Raw genomic sequence first — 17,165 nt, forward strand, 5'->3', positions numbered from 1 at the left:
CATGAGCACGCAGCCGAACGCCCTCTCGAGGTCCCGCGCGAGCCTGAACCTCGAGTACCCGATGTCGCTGGGGCGCTACGAGAAGTACGAGGACGCCCAGAAGGCGGTCGACTACCTCTCCGACCACGAGTTCCCGGTGCAGAACGTGCTGATCGTGGGCACCGATCTCAAGCAGCTCGAGCGCGTGACGGGCCGGCTCACCAGAGGCCGGGTGGCCATGGGCGGCGTGCTCTCCGGCATGTGGCTCGGCCTCTTCGTCGGCCTGATCTTCGCGCTCTTCGACCAGCAGGCGACGCCCTTCGCCAGCATCCTGCTGACCGTGCTCTTCGGTGCCGGGTTCGGCCTGATGTGGGCTCTCCTCGGCTACCAGATCACCGGCGGGCACCGGGACTTCACGTCGGTCACGCAGGTCGTCGCCACCCAGTACGAGGTGCTCGTCGAGCACAAGTACGTCACGCGGGGCCGCGAGCTGCTGGCGCAGATGGACCCCATGCGCGCGGCCCAGGCCGAGGTCCAGGCCGCTCGGGAGCGCGAGGCGGCAGAGGCAGCACGGCTCCAGGCGCAGCAGGCCCAGGCGCAGCAGGCCCAGGCGCAGCAGGCCCCGGCGCAGCAGGCCCCGGCGCAGCCGACCCAGCAGGTGCCTCAACAGGTGCCGCCGCAGCCCTCGCAGCAGCAGCCGAGGGACAGCTGAGCCGAACCCGCGCGGGATCCGGACCCGGCGGCATACCGTGGCGCCCATGACTGACCGACCCCAGCCCCGGCTGACCGAGCTCGGCGACGACTTCGCCACCGTGCTGTGCGTGGTCGCGCACCCTGATGACATCGAGTACGGCACGGCTGCGGCCGTCGACCGCTGGACCAAGGCCGGCAAGACCGTCACGTACTTCCTGCTGACCCGCGGGGAGGCCGGCATCGACACGATGCAGCCGGTGAAGGCGGGGCCGCTGCGCGAGCAGGAGGAGCGGGACGGAGCAGCCGTCGTCGGCGTGACCGACGTGGACTTCGGCGACTACCGCGACGGCCACGTCGAGTACGGGCTGGACCTGCGGCGCGACATCGCCCGCGAGATCCGGCGCCGCCGGCCCGATGTCGTCATCACGGGTACGTACGCCGACCGGTTCATCGGCGGCATGCCGAACCAGGCCGACCACCGCGCGGTGGGGCTGGCGACGTTGGACGCGTGCGCCGACGCCGGCAACCGGTGGATCTTCCCCGAGCTCGCCTCCGAGGGCTTCGAGCCGTGGGCGGGGGTCAGGCTGGTCGGCTTCGGCGGGTCTCCGCAACCGACGCACTACGTCGACGTCACGGGCCATCTCGACGCCGCGGTGGCGTCCCTGGAGGCACACCACGAGTACAACGCGGCCCTGGGTCCGGACTTCCCGGCGCCTCGCGACCTCATCCAGATGATCCTGGGAACGGGAGGCGAGGCGGCCGGGGTCGAGCACGCGCTGCTGCTCGACGTCGTCTCTCGGGGCTGAGCGTCAGCGGCCCCAGATACCCGCGATCCAGGCCTCGACGTCGGTCGACGTGCGGGGCATGGCGGCTGAGAGGTTCTCGCAGCCGTCCTCGGTGACGAGCACGTCGTCCTCGATGCGCACGCCGATGCCGCGGAAGCGCTCCGGCGCCTTGAGGTCGTCGGCCTTGAAGTACAGCCCCGGCTCGACGGTGAGGACCATGCCCGGCCTGAGCTCGGCGTCCATGTACTGCGCGCGGGTGGCGAGGGCGCAGTCGTGCACGTCGATGCCGAGGTGGTGCGACGTGCCGTGCACCATCCAGCGACGGTGGTACTGGCCGTGCTCCTTGTCGAGCGTGCCCTCGACGTCGACGCCCTCGGGCAGCAGGCCCCAGCGGTGCAGGTGCTCGGCGATCACGCGGATCGCGGCCGCGTGCACGTCGGAGAACTTGTTGCCCGGCTTCACCGCCGCCAGCCCGGCCTCCTGCGCGGCATAGACGGCGTCGTAGATCTCGCGCTGCGCGTCGGTGAAGGTGCCGCTGGCGGGGAGCGTGCGGGTGATGTCGGCGGTGAAGAGGGAGTCCATCTCCACGCCGGCGTCGAGCAGGATGAGGTCGCCCTCGCGCAGGTCGCCGGTGTTCTTGATCCAGTGCAGCGTGGTGGCGTGGTCGCCCGCGGCGCAGATCGAGTCGTAGCCGATGCCGTTGCCCTGGTGGCGGGCGTGGAGGCCGAAGACACCCTCGACCCAGCGCTCACCGCGGCCCTTCGCGACGGCCTCGGGCAGGTCGGCGATGACGGCCTCGAACCCGACATGGGTCGCGGCGACGGCCTTGCGCATCTCCTCGACCTCCCACTCGTCCTTGACCATGCGCAGGTGGGAGAGGAAGGCGGCGAGCGCGTCGTCGGCCTCGGCCAGGGTGGAGGCCTGGTCCGCCTCGGTGCCCTCGGCCGACTCGCTCGTCCGGGCGGCGTCGAGCTGGCGGGTCAGGTCGCGGTCGGCGTCGCGGACGAGCCGCACGGTGATCTCGCCGGAGTCCTTCACCGCCGCGTCGGCGAACTCGTCGATGTGGCGGGCGGTGAGGCCGAGCTCGGTCTCGAGGTCCTCGATCGTGGGGCGCGCCCCGACCCAGAACTCGCCGTAGCGGGTGTCGGCGAAGAACTCGTCGCTGTCGCGGCCGGCGAGGGGGCGGAAGAACAGGATCGCCTCGTGGCCGCCGCCGTGCTCCTCGTCGCGGGGCTCGAGCATCAGCACGGCGTCCGGCTCGCGATCGCCGCCCAGGCCGGTGAGGTGGGCGAACGCGCTGTGCGGGCGGAAGACGTAGTCGGTGTCGTTGCTGCGCACCTTCAACCCGCCCGCGGGGATGACGAGCCGGTCGCCGGCGAACGCCTTGCTGACCGCGGCCCGGCGCTGCGCGGCATACGGCGCGGCGGGGGACGGCTCGGTCGCGGACGGTCGGCGCGGGGCCCAGTCCTCGGCGACGAACGCCCGGAACTCGTCGGTGGTGGGACGGGCGCGGTTCTCGGCCTGCTTCTGCTCTTCGCTGGTCACCGGCCCATCGTCGCATGAGCGGTGTGCCGGGCGGCGGGCTGGCACCGTGCGCGCGCCAGCCGATGGGCTCAGATGGTGCCGTCAGGCCCCCGGCGCCGGGCCTCGTCGGCGGAGATGTCGTCGGCCATGGTCTGGCTCGTCCGCTCCGCGTCCACCCGGCCGAGGTAGACCTCGACCTCGTGCTGCTCCCGCTCGGCGTCCCAGCCGAGCACCGGCGCGACGAGCCGCGCGGCCTCCTTGGCGGCGGAGACGCCCCGGTCCCAGGCCTCGATGGAGATGCGCGTCCGCCGCGCGAGGATGTCGGTGAGGTGGTTGGCGCCCTCGTGCGAGGCGGCATACACGATCTCGGCCCGCAGGTAGTCCTCCGTGCCCTCCAGCGGCTCACGCAGGTCGGGCTGATCGGCGATGAGGTCCAGCAGCTCGCGGGAGAGGACGCCGTACCGGTGGAGCAGGTGCTCCAGTCGTGCGACGTGGATGCCGGCGGCCTTGGCCAGGGCGTGCCGCTGGTTCCACGCCGCGTCGTAGCCGACCGCGCCCAGCAGCGGGATGGTGTCGGTCGTGGAGCGCGCGATGGTGCCGCCCATGGCCTGAACCGCCTCGTCGACGGCGTCCCTGGCCATCACCCGGTAGGTCGTGTACTTGCCGCCCGCGACGACCACGAGCCCGGGCGCGCTGTGGGTGACGACGTGCTCCCGCGACAGCTTCGACGTGCTCTCGGACTCGCCCGCCAGCAGGGGCCGCAGTCCGGCGTAGACGCCCTCGACGTCCTCGTGGGTCAGGGGCGTCGCGAGCACCCGGTTGACGTGGGTGAGGAGGTAGTCGATGTCGGTGCGGCTGGCCGCGGGGTGGCTCTTGTCGAGCCGCCAGTCGGTGTCGGTCGTCCCGATGATCCAGTGCCGGCCCCAGGGGATCACGAAGAGGACCGACGTCGTGGTGCGCAGGATCAGCCCGGTCCTGGAGTGGATCCGGTCGCGGGGCACGACGAGGTGGATCCCCTTGGAGGCCCGGACGTGGAACTGGCCGCGCTCGCCGACCATGGCCTGGGTGTCGTCGGTCCAGACGCCGGTGGCGTTGACGATCTGCTTGGCGGCGATCGGGAACTCGTGACCGGTGAGCCGGTCCCGGGCACGGACGCCGGTGACGCGCTCGCCCTGGCGCAGGAAGCCCACCGCCTCGACGCGGTTCGCGACGTGGGCCCCGTAGTGCGCGGCGGTCCGGGCGATCTCCATGGTGTGCCGCGCGTCGTCGACCTGCGCGTCGTAGTACTGGATGGCCCCGGTCAACGCGCCGGACTTCAGGCTGGGCATGAGCCGGTATGCCGCGCGGCGGGTGAGGTGCCGGTGGCGCGGGAGCCCCGCGCCGTGGCCGCTGCCGGAGGCCAGGGCGTCGTAGAGGGCGATGCCGGCGCCGACGTAGACGCGCTCCCAGACGGGGCGCGTCAGCGGGTAGAGGAAGGGCACCGGCCGCACGAGGTGGGGAGCCAGCCGGGTGAGCAGCAGGCCGCGCTCCTGGAGGGCCTCGTGGACCAGCCGGAAGTCGAGCATCTCGAGGTAGCGCAGCCCCCCGTGGATGAGCTTGCTCGAGCGGGACGACGTGCCGCTGGCGTAGTCGCGCGCCTCGATCAGCCCGGTGCTCAGTCCGCGTGTCACGGCGTCGAGGGCCGCGCCGCTGCCGACGACGCCGCCCCCGATGACCAGGACGTCGAGCTCCTCGCCCGAGGACATGGCGTCGATGGCGCGCTGGCGCTGCTCCGGCGACAGGCGGGTGCTGCTCATCCCGGCTTCCCTAGTCGACATCCACCCAGTCCAAGGTCCGCTCGACGGCCTTGCGCCAGCCCGCGTAGCCGCGGTCGCGCTGCTCCTGCGACCAGGAAGGCTCCCAGCGACGGTCCTCGCGCCAGTTCGCCCGGAGCTCGTCAACGTCCTTCCAGAACCCGGTGGCCAGGCCCGCCGCGTAGGCCGCGCCCAGCGCCGTCGTCTCGGCGACCACGGGCCGGGACACGGGGACGCCGAGGATGTCACCCTGCAGCTGCATCGCCAGGCTGTTGGCGGTGACGCCGCCGTCCACCTTGAGGGTCTCGAGGCGGACCCCGCTGTCCTTCTCCATGGCGTCCGCGACGTCGCGGGTCTGGTAGCAGATCGCCTCGAGGGTGGCCCGGGCGAGGTGGGCGTTGGTGTTGAAGCGTGACATGCCGACGATCGCCCCGCGCGCGTCAGGGCGCCAGTAGGGGGCGAACAGCCCGGAGAACGCGGGGACGAAGTACATGCCGCCGGAGTCCTCGACCTGGCCGGCGAGGTGCTCGATGTCGGCTGCGCCGGAGATGATCCCGAGCTGGTCCCGCAGCCACTGCACGGCGGATCCCGTGACGGCGATGGAGCCCTCGAGCGCGAACACCGGCCTGGACTCGCCGAACTGGTAGCAGACCGTGGTCAGCAGCCCGGACTTCGAGTGCACGATCTCCTCACCGGTGTTGAGCAGCATGAAGTTGCCGGTGCCGTAGGTGTTCTTGCCCTCACCCGGGCTGAAGCAGACCTGCCCGACCGTGGCCGCCTGCTGGTCCCCGAGGTCACCGGCCAGGGGCACCTCCCCGCCGACGGGCCCGTCCGCACGCGTGTGCCCGTAGAACGAGGGGTCCGAGCTGGGGCGGATCTGCGGCAACATGCTGCGCGGGATGCCGAAGAAGCCGAGCAGCTCGTCGTCCCAGTCCAGCGTCTCGAGGTTCATGAGCATGGTGCGGCTGGCGTTCGTCACGTCGGTGACGTGGACACCCCCGTGCGGGCCGCCCGTGAGGTTCCACAGCAGCCAGGTGTCGGTGGTGCCGAAGACGACCTCGCCCGCCTCGGCCGCGGCGCGGGCGCCCTCGACGTTCTCGAGGATCCACTGCACCTTGCCCGCGGAGAAGTAGGCGGCCGGCGGGATGCCGGCCTTGCGGCGGATGACGTCACCCTTCCCCGACGCGTCGAGGGCCTTGGCGATGCGGTCGGTGCGGGTGTCCTGCCAGACGATCGCGTTGTGGAGCGGGCGGCCGGTGGTGCGGTTCCACACCACGGTGGTCTCGCGCTGGTTCGTGATCCCGAGGGCGTCGAGGTCCGAGGCCTGGAGGTCCAGCCGCGAGAGCGTGGAGCGGATGACTGTCTGCGTGCGCTCCCAGATCTCGAGGGGGTTGTGCTCGACCCAGCCGGCGCGCGGCAGGATCTGCTGGTGCTCCAGCTGGTGCCTGCCGACCTCGTTGCCCGAGTGGTCGAACACCATGAAGCGCGTGCTGGTCGTGCCCTGGTCGACTGCTCCGACGAAGTCCGCCATGTCCCGAGCCTACCCAGCACACGCAGCGCCGCGCCTCGGTACGAGAGGGGCCCGGCAAGCACGCGCCGAGGTCCGGCGGCCTCGACGACAGCCGGGCCCTCCCACCTCGGCACAGGAGTGGATGGGAGTCGGTGGGAGATGCGAACCCGTGGTTCGTCATGGGCGAACCACGGGTTCGCATCGTGACAGAGCACCTGTGCCGCCCCGCGCCATCTGCTGAGGTGGAGCAGCTTCCGTTCCTCCTGCGCCGGGCTTCCGCCGCGATCGAGCACCTCCTGACCGAGACCGTGGGACGCGCGGACCTCCCCGAGCTGACGGCGACCGGGGTCCACGTCTGAGCCTGCTCAGCGGCGGCCGCCCGACGACTGCACCGGCGGAGAGCCTGCGCATGACCCCGCAGGCAACCGGACGCGTGGTCGCGCGGCTCGAGGACCAGGGTCTCGTCTGCCGCTACCCGTACCGGTTCGACGCCCGGGCGCTCATGGTGGAGCAGACCCCTGAGGGCCAGGAGGCCGCGATGCCGTACGCGAGGCCGTGGAGGACGCGCTCCACGTGCTGGGCGATGACCTCGAGCCCGGTCGTCTGGCCGCCCTGACCCGGGACCTCGAGGTCGTCGCCGAGGTCGGGCAGCCACGTCACCCGTGGGACCGGTGGTGACGCTGTGAGGGAGCCCACGGCATACAGGGGTGTGCGCGTGTCTCCCGGCTCGGCAGGATGGGCGCGAGCCCCGTCGGGTCACACCACGAAGGAGTCGGTATGCAGTTCGGTCGGTCGTACGAGGAGTTCGAGGTCGGCGCGGTCTACAAGCACTGGCCCGGCAAGACGGTCACCGAGTACGACGACCACCTGTTCTGCCTCCTCACGATGAACCACCACCCGCTGCACCTCGACGCCAACTACGCCGAGAACACCACGCAGTTCGGCCGCAACGTCGTCGTCGGCAACTACGTGTACTCGCTGCTGCTGGGCATGAGCGTCCCGGACGTCTCCGGGAAGGCGATCGCGAACCTGGAGATCGAGTCGCTGCGCCACGTCGCGCCCACCTTCCACGGCGACACGATCTACGGGCAGACCGAGGTGCTCGACAAGTGGGAGTCGACGAGCAAGGACGACCGCGGCGTCGTCCACGTCGAGACCAAGGGCTACAACCAGGACGGCACCCTGGTCTGCATCTTCCGCCGCAAGGTCATGGTGCCCAAGCAGAGCTACCTCGACGCCAGGGGTGGAGAGCAGCCGGCCCGACCGACGCTGGCCGAGCCGGCGACCGGGGAGCGCTGAGGTTCAGCGGTCGACGTCCGGCAGGGCGTGGGAGACGCCCGAGCTGTCCTTCCAGGTGACCGTGAGGAGCGGGCCAGCTCCCGGGGACCGGCGCACCTCGGCGTGGAACGCCACCAGATCGGTCCCGGTAAGCCCCTTCGCCCGCAGCTCGGCGGCGTACCCGTCGCGGAACGTCGCCCGCAGGCCTGTGCTGCCCTCGGGCGCCACCCCGAACACCGTGGTGACCTCGTGCTCGCCGTCGGTCGCGATGGTGGTGTGGACTGCCAGACCCCCCGAGGGCAGCGGCTGCTGGGAGATCGGCCCCATCGCGTTGAGGCCGTAGGCGCCCACGGACGGGTCGGCCCAGACACTCGAGGGAGAGCCGGGCGAGCTCGCGCTCGGGAACCGAGCCGCTGCGACCGCGCCGCGGGGGCCGTGCATGGCACCGTCGGGCGTCTGCCAGACCATGCCGCGGAACCCCTTCGCGTCCGAGGCCCTCTCGAAGACCACGGCGACCGCCTTGTACGGCGTTCCCCTCAGCGGGGCGAAGGACACCTGGAACGGCTGCTCGTTGAGCGGCTGCACCACGGGGTCCCCGAAGATCGCCTGCTCCGGGAGCACGGCGAGCACGACCCCGGGCGCTGCGCCCCAGCTGCCCCAGGTGAAGCCCGAGGCCGGGACTCTTCCCTCGGCCAGCGCGGTCCGGCGACCGGAGGAGAGGTCCACCACGTGGTAGGCCACCCGTCCGTCGGGGGCAACGGACACCGTGAACTGCTGGTTTCTGGGGTGCGTGACGTTCAGGACCGCCTCGGCGACGCGCGCTCCCTGGCTCGTCGACGGACCAGCGGGCGGAGCGGTGGTGCTGCGGCCGTCGTGGGTGGCGAGGACACCGCCGACGGCGATGGCGGCGACCGCAGCCGCGGCTCCGAGGCCCTGGAGGCGGTGACGGCGGCGCACGACCCGGGTGCCCTCACCGATGACCGCAGCCGGGTCGATGGCCGGGTATGCCGCGTGGTCGGCCGCGGTGCGCAGGTCCTCGCGGACGCGCGTCTCGAAGCTGGTGCTCATCGGGTGCTCCCTTCCGCCGCGCGGGGGGCCGAGGCGTTCGTGGTGGGGTCCTGGTAGTGCTGGCGCAGGGCGGCCAGGCCGCGGGAGGCGGCGCTCTTGACGGCGCCAACTGAGATCCCGAGGGTCTCCGCGACCGCCTGCTCGGAGAGGTCGCTGTAGTAGCGCAGCACGACGACGCGCCGCTGCTGGGCGGGTAACGTGGCGAGCAGGCGCACGATCTCGTCGCGCTGGTCGGCGCCCGCCCCGTCGTGGTGCGCGGCCTCCGGCACGTCGGCGACGACCTGCTCGCCGCGGCGACGGCGCCACGTGTCGGTGTTGTGGTTGACCAGCACCCGCCGGGCGTAGGCCACAGCCTCCTCGGCACGGACGCGGTGCCACGCGGCATACGTCTTGACGAGCGACGCCTGCACGAGCTCGTGCGCGGCGTCGGCCGAGCCCGTCAGGAGCCAGGCGGTCCGCATCAGTGACGGGGTGGCCTGCACGACGAACGCGCTGAACGCGGCGTCCCTCTCGGCCTTGCTGCCCCTGCCCATCGAATGACCCTTCCCGTCGGCCGTTCCTGCGCTGTCACCCTGCACTACGGCGGGCAGTCCTCCGAGGTTGCCCCGCGCCGGAGGCGATCACGGGCTGGCTACCCTTGGCCCCGTGCCCATCGACCTGCACACGCACTCCAACGCCAGCGATGGCACGCTCGACCCCGCCGAGGTGGTCGCCGAGGCGGCCCGCCACGGGCTGACCACCCTGGCCCTCACCGACCACGACACCACCGCCGGCTGGGACGAGGCGGGGGAGGCCGCGCTCCGGAACGGCGTCGCCCTGGTGCCGGGCGTGGAGATCTCGACCCACCACGGCGGCGTCAGCATCCACCTGCTCGCCTACCTCGTCGACCCGGCCGACCCCGCCCTGACGGAGGAGATGGAGCGCGCTCGAGCGAGCCGCGACACCCGGATGGAGCGGATGGTCGCCAAGCTCGCCGAGGGCGGCATACCGATCACGATCGAGGAGGTCCTCGAGCAGGCCACCCCGGGCGCGACGCTCGGGCGACCCCACATCGCCGACGCGCTCGTCGCGGCCGGCCACGTCCGCGGGCGCAACGAGGCGTTCGACGAGCTGCTGCACGACCGCAGCCCCTACTACGTCCGCCACTACGCGCCGGACGTCCTCCGGGCGGTCCGGCTCGTCCGCGCCGCCGGCGGCGTCCCCGTGATGGCCCACCCGTTCGCCAACCGGCGCGGCCGCACCGTCGGAGACGAGGTCATCGAGCAGATGGCCGCGGCCGGTCTGGCGGGCCTGGAGGTCTACCACCGCGACCACTTCGGCCCCGAGCGCCTGCACGGCGAGGCCCTCGCGGACCGGCTCGGCCTGTTCGTCACCGGCTCCAGCGACTTCCACGGCGCCGGCAAGGAGAACCGCCTGGGGGAGAACACGACCGACCCCGCGGTGCTCGCCCAGATCGAGGAGCAGGCGACCAGCGGGGTGACGGTGGTCCGTCGGTGAGCGGCCTCCTCGACATCGAGGTCTTCGTCTCCGTGTTCGTCACCCTCCTGGTGATCATGGACCCGCCGGGCGCGCTGCCGATCTTCCTCGCGCTGACCAAGAGCCTGACGCACAAGCAGAGCGTGGCAGCCGCGCGGCGCGCCTCGCTGGTGGCGTTCGGGGTCATCACGGCGTTCGCGGTCTTCGGCCAGCAGATCCTCGAGTACCTCCACATCTCGCTGCCGGCGCTGCAGGGCGCGGGTGGCCTGCTCCTGCTGCTGGTGGCCCTGGAGCTGCTGACCGGCAAGGAGTCCGAGCAGCACGCCGACGCCGGGGTGAACGTCGCCCTCGTCCCGCTCGGCACGCCGCTGCTCGCCGGCCCGGGCGCCATCGTGGCGACGATGCTCGCGGTCCAGAAGTCGGAGCGCCCCGCTGAGTACGTCGGCGTCGCCCTGGCACTGGTGGCGGCCCTGCTGGTGGTCTGGGTGTTCCTGCGCTTCGCCGGGCGTGTGCACGGCGTCCTCCGCGAGAGCGGCACCGTGCTCATCACGCGCATCGCCGGCCTGCTGCTGTCGGCGATCGCCGTGCAGATGCTCGCCAACAGCGTCCGCGCCTTCGTCAGTGGTGAGGGCTAGCCTGCCGGCATGACAACAGGGGAGCAGCGCTTCGCGCAGCAGGAGTTCGCCGGGATGCCGCCGCGGCTCTTCCGGGCGAGCCCCTCCCGCCTGCACGCCTGGCTCGACTGCCCGCGCCGCTACCGCATGCAGTACCTCGACCGGCCCTCGCCGCCGGCCCGCCCCCAGCGGGCCCACACGTCCTTCGGCGTCGCCGTGCACAACGCGCTGCGCGACTGGTGGGACCTCCCGCCCGGGCAGCGAACTGCCGCGGCCGGTGCCGAGCTGGTGCGTTCCTCCTGGATCGACGTCGGGTTCCGCGACGCCGAGCAGTCCCTGCAGTGGCGTGGGCGGGCGCAGCAGCACGTCACCGACTACCTCGGGCAGCTCGACCCGGCCCGCCAGCCGCTCGGCATCGAGCGCACCGTCTCGCTCAAGACCGAGCGCCTCGCCCTGCAGGGACGCATCGACCGTCTCGACGACCGCGACGGCGAGCTCGTGGTGGTCGACTACAAGACCAGCCGTTCCGCTCCCACCGACGACGAGGCTCGCACGTCCCTGCCGCTCGCCCTGTATGCCGCAGCCGTGTGGAAGATGTTCCGGCGGCGCTGCGTGCGGGTCGAGCTCCACCACCTCCCGACGGGTCAGGTGGCCTCGCACGAGCACACCGGGGAGTCGCTGAAGCGCAAGATCGAGGAAGCCGAGTCCATCGCCCGCGACGCCCAGCGCGCGGAGGCCGACTACGCGGACTTCGGCGTCGACTCGGGCCGGTTCCCCGCGCGCGTGGGGCCGCTCTGCCAGTGGTGCGACTTCCGCGCCCACTGCCCGGCCGGGCAGGCGGCCGGGCCGGAGAAGTCGGGCTGGGCGGCGCTCGAGGAGGACCGCGACGACCAACGGGCCGAGGCGGTGCGCTGACTCGTGGTCGCGCTGACGACGGAGAGGCTCGTGCTGCGGCCCTGGCGTGAGGAGGACCTCGCGCCGTTCGCCGCCCTCAACGCCGACCCAGAGGTGATGCGGTACTTCCCGAAGCGCCTCAGGCGCGAGGAGTCCGACGCCATGGCTGCACGCCTGGCCGCCGCGGTCGAGCGCGACGGGTGGGGCATGTGGGCGGTCGCACGCCGCGACAGCGGCGACTTCATCGGTTTCACCGGTGCCGGCGTGCCCCGGTTCGACCTCCCGTTCCTGCCGGCTGTCGAGATCGGCTGGCGCCTGTCCCGCACCTCCTGGGGCCACGGCCTCGCCACCGAGGCGGCCCGGGCCACCGTCGACCACTGCTTCGGAGTCCTCGGCCTGGCCGAGGTCGTCGCTCTCGTCAGCGTGACCAACGACAGGTCGCGGGCCGTGATGCGCCGGTTGGGCATGGAGCGTGACCCTGCCGGGGACTTCGAGCACCCCGCCTACGACCCGCAGGACCCGCTGCGGTTCCACGCCCTGTACCGGCTGCGGCGTCCTGACGCGGCCCGGGGCGACCGGGGTGACGCAGATCGCGGTCCACAGGCCGAGGATGGCGCCGGAGGTGCACCCCTGACCTGAGAGACTGGGGCCACGCGGCACACGCTCGAAGCAGGGAAGGGCTCCACGGTGGCGAAACCCACGAAGCAGGCGACGATCCTCTCGGTCGCCAACCAGAAGGGCGGCGTCGCCAAGACCACGTCGGTCGCCTCGCTCGGGGCGGCCTTCGCCGAACAGGGCCGCCGGGTGCTCCTCGTCGACCTCGACGCGCAGGCCTGCCTGACCTTCAGCCTCGGTGTCGACCCGGACGCCGTCGAGCTGTCCGTCAACGAGGTGCTGCTCGGCCAGGCCACGATCGGCGAGGCGCGCGTGGAGTGCGAGGACGGCGTCGACCTCGTGCCCAGCGTCATCGACCTCGCTGGCGCAGAGGCGCAGCTGCTCCCGCGGCCGGGCCGCGAGTACGTCCTGCGCACCGCCCTGGACGACGTGCGCGAGGAGTACGACGTCATCCTGCTCGACTGCTCGCCCAGCCTCGGGGTGCTGACCCTGAACGCGCTGACCGCGAGCCAGGGCCTGATCATCCCCATGCCGTGCGAGATGCTCAGCCACCGCGGCGTGGGTCAGCTCCTCGACACCGTCGCCGACGTCAGGAAGATCCTCAACAAGGACCTCGAGGTGCTCGGGATCCTGCCCACCCTGTTCGACGGCCGCAGCAACCACGCGCAGGAGGTTCTCGCCGACGTGGGGGAGCGCTACGACCTGCCGGTGCTGAACCCGCCGATCCCGAAGACCGTGCGCTTCGCGGAGGCGCCTGCGGTGGGCCGGTCCATCCTCGCGACGTCCCGCACCTCCAAGGGAGCCAAGGCCTACCGCGAGGTCGCCACCGCGCTCGCGGCCAGCCTCTGACCCTCGCTCTCGCCGCGGCGCACCTCGCACCGTCGGAATAGCCTGCGGGGCCAGCGACTTGTCCCTGAGGTGCCCGGCGTCAGCCGACGCCGGTCGCCCGCTGAACGTGACCGCGACTGCCCAAGGAGAGCCATGCCCCGCACCGCAGCCCTGTCCGCCGCCTCCGCCGGAGCGCCCCTGACCGCCACGACGATCGAGCGCCGCGAGCTGCGCGACGACGACATCGCGATCGACATCGCCTACGCCGGCATCTGCCACAGTGACATCCACCAGGTCCGGGAGGAGTGGGGCAGCGCCAGCTTCCCGATGGTCCCGGGCCATGAGATCGCGGGCACGGTGACGGCTGTCGGGGCCGGTGTCACCCGCCACCGGGTGGGCGACCGCGTCGGCGTCGGCTGCATGGTCGACTCGTGCGGTGAGTGCGCCCAGTGCCGGGACGGGCACGAGAACTTCTGCGAGAGCAAGACCGTCTGGACCTACAACGACGCCCACCCCGACGGCGAGCCGGCCCTGGGCGGTTACAGCCAGCAGATCGTGGTCAGCGAGAACTTCGCCGTGCGCATCCCCGATGGCCTCGACCTCGACGTGGCGGCACCGCTGCTCTGCGCGGGCATCACGGTCTACACGCCGCTCAAGCGCTGGATCCCCAGCCAGTCGGACGGCCCCGCGAGGGTCGCGGTCGTCGGCATGGGTGGCCTCGGCCACATGGCAGTCAAGATCGCCGCGGCGATGGGCGCCGAGGTCACGGTGCTCAGCCAGGGGCTCTCGAAGGAGCAGGACGGACGCCGCTTCGGCGCGGCCGACTACCGCGCGACCAGCGACCCGAGCACGTTCGAGGACCTCAGGAACCGGTTCGACCTCGTCCTGAGCACGATCAGCGCCGACCTCGACCTCGGGCAGTACCTCTCGCTCGTCAAGCCCTTCGGCGCGTTCGTCACGGTCGGCCTGCCCCCGAACCCGCAGAGCCTGCCCTTCGGGGCCGTCATCACCGGCGACAAGGTCGTGGCCGGCTCCAACATCGGCGGCATCGCGCTGACCCAGGAGATGCTCGACTTCTGCGCGGAGCACGGCATCGCAGCGGAGATCGAGACGATCCGCGCCGACGAGGTCAACGAGGCCTACGACCGCGTCGTGAAGTCGGACGTGCGCTACCGCTTCGTCATCGACACGTCGACCATCGGGGCCTGAGACCGGTCGGGCCACCGGTGCCCGGGTATGCCGTGGGGTTCCGGCGCGTGGAGCGAGCGGACTTCCCGCTGCTGGCCCGGTGGCTCGCCACCCCGCCGGTCCGGCGCTGGTGGAACCACGAGTGGTCGCCCGAGGCGGTCGAACGCGACTTCGGGCCCACGGTCGACGGCCGCGAGCCGAACGAGGACTGGCTCGCGCTCGTCGACGGTGAGCCCGTCGGGCTCGTGCAGCGGTCCCTCGTCGAGGCGTACGCGGAGAACCTCCGGGAGTTCCGCTCCCTGGTCGAGGTGCCCCCGGGGGCGGTGACGCTCGACTACCTGGTCGGCGACCCGACCCGGCTCGGACAGGGGATCGGCAGCGCCATGATCGCCGCCATGGTGGAGCGGACGTGGCACGAGCTCCCCGACGCCCCGGCCGTGCTCGTCGCCGTGGTCGCCGCCAACACCGCCTCGTGGCGGGCCCTGGAGAAGGCGGGCTTCCGACGCGTGGCCAGCGGCGACCTGCCTCCCGACAACCCCGTGGACGACCCCCTGCACCACGTGCTGCGCATCGACCGCCCGGCTGCTAGCGACCCGTGACCGCGCTGCGCCAGTGAGTCATCAGGGGCTCCAGGGCAGCGAACGCCTCACGCATCTGGGCCGGCGAGTCGGCGACGAGGGTGCTCGGGTAGGCGTCCGGATCACCCGGGGTCACCAGCAGCATGGCGGTCCACGGCCGGTCCACGGCCGGGAGGACCAGAGCCACCCGTGTCGCCGGCAGGTCGCCCGTCCCACCGCGGGAGCCGGCGTCGGCGAGGGCGTCGAGGGCCGGCCGCCACACCGCCTCCTCCAGGCCGGGGAGCCGCACGGTGAGGATGGGTGCCCGATCCGGTGCCGCCCGGCTGGGGAGCTGCCAGTGCGCGCAGGAGACCGGGGCGGCGTCGACCAGCTGCGACATGAGCCCGGCCGCCGCGGCGAGCTCCGACACGGGCCCTCCGTAGGCGGTGTCGACGGCGCCTGCCAGCCCGGCGGGGCAGGACTGCTGCGGGTCCTCGGGCAGCGTGGTGTCCCGGTCGGGATCGAGCGCGGACGGCGCGGTGTGCGCGAGGACGGTGTCCGTGCCAGCCGGCACGACGGCGGCCACGGCGGTCAGGGTGGCAGGGGTCGCGCCCGCCCCGAGACGCACGTCGAGCACGGCCCGGCGCCCCTCGTCCTCGAGGTCCAGCCGAGCGTCCTGCACCCCGGCGACCGCGCGCACCGGAGGCAGGGCCGCAGCACGCCACGCCGTGGCGTCGAAGGGCGCCGTGCCGCGCGATCCTGCCCCGCGCACCTCCTCGTCGTGCCCCGGGATGCCGAAGCCAACCGCGTTGACGGCCGCCGCGGTCGCGGCACTCGTCGGCGACTCGGGGTCGAGGCTCAGCAGGGCGCGCGGGTCCCTCCCGTCGAGGCCCACCGCCAGCTCGACGCCCCGGCCCACCTCACGGTCGACCGCCACCGAGAACGCACGCAGGGCCCGCGGTGTCGGCACGCTCGCGGTATCGACCGCGAGCTGGTGCCGGGTGCCGGCGACCCGGAACGCGAGCAGGGGCCCGCGCTGCGACCCGCCCTCGCCCCAGGAGCCCGGCTGGGGGTTCACTGCCGCGAGCCGTCGCTGCACCTCCCGGGCCGCGGGCAGCAGGTCTGCCTGCGCAGGCAGGACCGCCACGGTCTCCGCCGGCCAGGGGCTCCACGCCACCCGGGCCCCCACGAGCCGGGGCAGGGACTGGAACGCTGCGAGGACCGTGCTCCGCCGCTCGTTGTCGGGCCGGTCAGGCGTCACGATCATGGTGGTCCCGCCCGCGGTGGCCTGGACCGAGAAGGATCGGAAGTCCTCGCCGTGGTCAGCGGCGTAGGCCTCGAAGGCCCGCTGGAACGGCGCGATCCCCGCGGGGGTCAGCGGCCCGGCCACGGTGACCTCGGCGCTCGGCGCCGGGACCGTCGGCTTCTCCGAGGAGCCGGCGGACGCCGGGTGGCGCGGCTCGAAGCGGTCGATGGACACCACACCAGGCGCCCTCTCCAGCCAGTGCCGGAACCGGCTGTCTGCGTCGAGGCCGTAGCGCTGCGCGTAGCCGACCGCCCCGGCCACGAGCGCAGCGACCGCGAGCACGATGCCCAGCCGGCGTGCCACGCGGCCCGTCCACGGACCCCCGCTGTCCCCCATGGGCGAACGGTGTCACACCGGGGATGCCCGCGCGGGGGACGTGACCGATCCGCAACCGGACCGATGACACAGGGGGTGCGCCGGGTGGTGACCACCCGGCACACCCCTCGCTCGGGTCCGGCGGGCTCAGCCCTGGGTGGCCTCGCCGGCGGGCTCGCCGCCGCGGGTGCGACGGCGGTTGCGGCTGCGGCGCGGCGTGGCCTCGCTGTCGGCGGACGCGGACTGGGGGCGCTCACCACTGCGGCCCTCACGGCGCTCGCCGCCACGTCCGCCGCCCGCGCCGCGGCCGCCACGACCCGAGCCGCCCTGGCCACGGCCCGCTGCGCGGCGCCCGGCGCCCTTGCCCGTCTCGCCGAGGTCCTCGAGCTGCTCGGCCTCGAGGCCGGCACGCGTCTGCTCGGACTTCGGCAGCCGGCCCTTGGCCTCCCTGGGGATGTCGAGCTCGGTGTAGAGGTGGTCGGAGGAGGAGTACGTCTCCTCGGGCTCCGGGATGCCGAGGTCGAGCGCCTTGTTGATCAGGCCCCAGCGCGGCATGTCGTCCCAGTCGACGAAGGTCACGGCGATGCCGGTGTTCCCGGCACGGCCCGTGCGGCCGATCCGGTGCACGTAGGTCTTCTCGTCCTCGGGGCACTGGAAGTTGATGACGTGCGTGACGTTCTCGACGTCGATGCCGCGGGCGGCGACGTCGGTGGCCACGAGGATGTCGACCTTGCCGTTGCGG

At 72.8% G+C, this 17,165-nt stretch carries 18 protein-coding genes; 10 read left to right on the forward strand and 8 right to left on the reverse strand.

Going from position 1 to position 17,165, the window contains the following annotated elements:
- Positions 1-691: general stress protein (locus VIB11_RS06665; protein ID WP_332029579.1), on the forward strand; the 691-nt coding region annotated here is incomplete at its 5' end.
- Between the two features lie 46 nt (positions 692-737).
- Entirely contained in the window at positions 738-1,478 is a 741-nt protein-coding gene (locus tag VIB11_RS06670; protein WP_332029581.1) for a PIG-L deacetylase family protein, read from the forward strand.
- A 3-nt stretch (positions 1,479-1,481) separates the two neighbouring features.
- Here the strand turns inward: VIB11_RS06670 and VIB11_RS06675 are convergent, their stop codons facing one another.
- The 4 genes from VIB11_RS06675 to VIB11_RS06690 all read right to left on the reverse strand — a co-directional run bounded on the left by VIB11_RS06675 (position 1,482) and on the right by VIB11_RS06690 (position 6,944).
- Entirely contained in the window at positions 1,482-3,002 is a 1,521-nt protein-coding gene (locus VIB11_RS06675) for an aminopeptidase P family protein (protein WP_332029583.1), read from the reverse strand.
- A gap of 68 nt (positions 3,003-3,070) precedes the next feature.
- The gene (locus VIB11_RS06680; RefSeq protein WP_332029584.1) at positions 3,071-4,777 is read right to left on the reverse strand and encodes a glycerol-3-phosphate dehydrogenase/oxidase; all 1,707 of its coding nucleotides are present in this window, start codon (positions 4,775-4,777) and stop codon (positions 3,071-3,073) included.
- A gap of 10 nt (positions 4,778-4,787) precedes the next feature.
- Positions 4,788-6,305 carry a glycerol kinase GlpK gene (glpK, locus tag VIB11_RS06685; protein WP_332029586.1) on the reverse strand — a complete coding sequence of 506 codons (1,518 nt, stop codon included), beginning with the start codon at positions 6,303-6,305 and terminating at the stop codon, positions 4,788-4,790.
- Between the two features lie 450 nt (positions 6,306-6,755).
- Complete coding sequence (locus VIB11_RS06690) at positions 6,756-6,944, reverse strand: hypothetical protein (protein ID WP_332029588.1); 189 nt, start codon at positions 6,942-6,944, stop codon at positions 6,756-6,758.
- A 117-nt stretch (positions 6,945-7,061) separates the two neighbouring features.
- On the opposite strand from VIB11_RS06690, the gene VIB11_RS06695 reads away from it, so the two are divergent.
- A complete protein-coding gene (locus VIB11_RS06695) occupies positions 7,062-7,583 on the forward strand; it encodes a MaoC family dehydratase (protein ID WP_332029590.1) in 522 nt (173 codons plus the stop codon).
- Positions 7,584-7,586: 3 nt separating this feature from the next.
- Here VIB11_RS06695 and VIB11_RS06700 read toward each other — a convergent pair whose 3' ends face one another.
- Together VIB11_RS06700 and VIB11_RS06705 are read right to left on the reverse strand one after the other, a co-directional pair.
- A complete protein-coding gene (locus VIB11_RS06700; protein WP_332029591.1) occupies positions 7,587-8,630 on the reverse strand; it encodes a hypothetical protein in 1,044 nt (347 codons plus the stop codon).
- Positions 8,627-9,163, reverse strand: coding sequence for a SigE family RNA polymerase sigma factor (locus VIB11_RS06705; RefSeq protein WP_332029593.1), 537 nt, complete (start codon positions 9,161-9,163; stop codon positions 8,627-8,629). The genes VIB11_RS06700 and VIB11_RS06705 overlap by 4 nt, the downstream gene beginning before the upstream one ends.
- Positions 9,164-9,275: 112 nt before the next feature.
- On the opposite strand from VIB11_RS06705, the gene VIB11_RS06710 reads away from it, so the two are divergent.
- The 7 genes from VIB11_RS06710 (at position 9,276) to VIB11_RS06740 (ending at position 14,844) form a co-directional block, all read left to right on the forward strand.
- A complete protein-coding gene (locus VIB11_RS06710) occupies positions 9,276-10,127 on the forward strand; it encodes a PHP domain-containing protein (RefSeq protein ID WP_332029595.1) in 852 nt (283 codons plus the stop codon).
- Complete coding sequence (locus tag VIB11_RS06715; RefSeq protein ID WP_332029597.1) at positions 10,124-10,741, forward strand: MarC family protein; 618 nt, start codon at positions 10,124-10,126, stop codon at positions 10,739-10,741. The genes VIB11_RS06710 and VIB11_RS06715 overlap by 4 nt, the downstream gene beginning before the upstream one ends.
- A 9-nt stretch (positions 10,742-10,750) precedes the next feature.
- Entirely contained in the window at positions 10,751-11,635 is an 885-nt protein-coding gene (locus VIB11_RS06720; protein ID WP_332029598.1) for a PD-(D/E)XK nuclease family protein, read from the forward strand.
- 30 nt (positions 11,636-11,665) lie between these two features.
- Positions 11,666-12,253 carry a GNAT family N-acetyltransferase gene (locus VIB11_RS06725; protein WP_332029600.1) on the forward strand — a complete coding sequence of 196 codons (588 nt, stop codon included), beginning with the start codon at positions 11,666-11,668 and terminating at the stop codon, positions 12,251-12,253.
- Between the two features lie 48 nt (positions 12,254-12,301).
- Positions 12,302-13,078: a ParA family protein gene (locus VIB11_RS06730; RefSeq protein ID WP_332029602.1), complete on the forward strand. Its 777-nt coding sequence runs from the start codon at positions 12,302-12,304 to the stop codon at positions 13,076-13,078.
- A gap of 132 nt (positions 13,079-13,210) precedes the next feature.
- A complete protein-coding gene (locus VIB11_RS06735) occupies positions 13,211-14,266 on the forward strand; it encodes an NAD(P)-dependent alcohol dehydrogenase (RefSeq protein ID WP_332029603.1) in 1,056 nt (351 codons plus the stop codon).
- A gap of 47 nt (positions 14,267-14,313) precedes the next feature.
- Positions 14,314-14,844 (forward strand): GNAT family N-acetyltransferase, encoded by a 531-nt coding sequence (locus VIB11_RS06740; RefSeq protein ID WP_332029605.1) that lies wholly within the window; start codon positions 14,314-14,316, stop codon positions 14,842-14,844.
- On the opposite strand, the gene VIB11_RS06745 is transcribed toward VIB11_RS06740, so the two are convergent.
- Together VIB11_RS06745 and VIB11_RS06750 are read right to left on the reverse strand one after the other, a co-directional pair.
- Positions 14,831-16,444, reverse strand: coding sequence for a hypothetical protein (locus VIB11_RS06745; protein WP_332029607.1), 1,614 nt, complete (start codon positions 16,442-16,444; stop codon positions 14,831-14,833). The two genes, VIB11_RS06740 and VIB11_RS06745, sit on opposite strands and share 14 nt — an antisense overlap.
- Before the next feature lie 126 nt (positions 16,445-16,570).
- Positions 16,571-17,165, reverse strand: a 595-nt coding sequence (locus VIB11_RS06750; RefSeq protein ID WP_332029609.1) for a helicase-related protein, incomplete at its 5' end; no start/stop codon positions are given.

This window comes from Pedococcus sp. (assembly GCF_036554925.1).
Taxonomy (GTDB): Bacteria; Actinomycetota; Actinomycetes; order Actinomycetales; family Dermatophilaceae; genus Pedococcus_A.

What these genes read in the sequence shown, in the direction of transcription:
- VIB11_RS06695 (WP_332029590.1), top strand. Translation starts at nt 7,062, where the DNA reads ATGCAGTTCGGTCGGTCGTACGAGGAGTTCGAGGTCGGCGCGGTCTAC.
- glpK (WP_332029586.1), bottom strand. Translation starts at nt 6,305, where the DNA reads ATGGCGGACTTCGTCGGAGCAGTCGACCAGGGCACGACCAGCACGCGC.
- VIB11_RS06700 (WP_332029591.1), bottom strand. Translation starts at nt 8,630, where the DNA reads ATGAGCACCAGCTTCGAGACGCGCGTCCGCGAGGACCTGCGCACCGCG.
- VIB11_RS06670 (WP_332029581.1), top strand. Translation starts at nt 738, where the DNA reads ATGACTGACCGACCCCAGCCCCGGCTGACCGAGCTCGGCGACGACTTC.
- VIB11_RS06720 (WP_332029598.1), top strand. Translation starts at nt 10,751, where the DNA reads ATGACAACAGGGGAGCAGCGCTTCGCGCAGCAGGAGTTCGCCGGGATG.
- VIB11_RS06705 (WP_332029593.1), bottom strand. Translation starts at nt 9,163, where the DNA reads ATGGGCAGGGGCAGCAAGGCCGAGAGGGACGCCGCGTTCAGCGCGTTC.
- VIB11_RS06745 (WP_332029607.1), bottom strand. Translation starts at nt 16,444, where the DNA reads ATGGGGGACAGCGGGGGTCCGTGGACGGGCCGCGTGGCACGCCGGCTG.
- VIB11_RS06680 (WP_332029584.1), bottom strand. Translation starts at nt 4,777, where the DNA reads ATGAGCAGCACCCGCCTGTCGCCGGAGCAGCGCCAGCGCGCCATCGAC.
- VIB11_RS06735 (WP_332029603.1), top strand. Translation starts at nt 13,211, where the DNA reads ATGCCCCGCACCGCAGCCCTGTCCGCCGCCTCCGCCGGAGCGCCCCTG.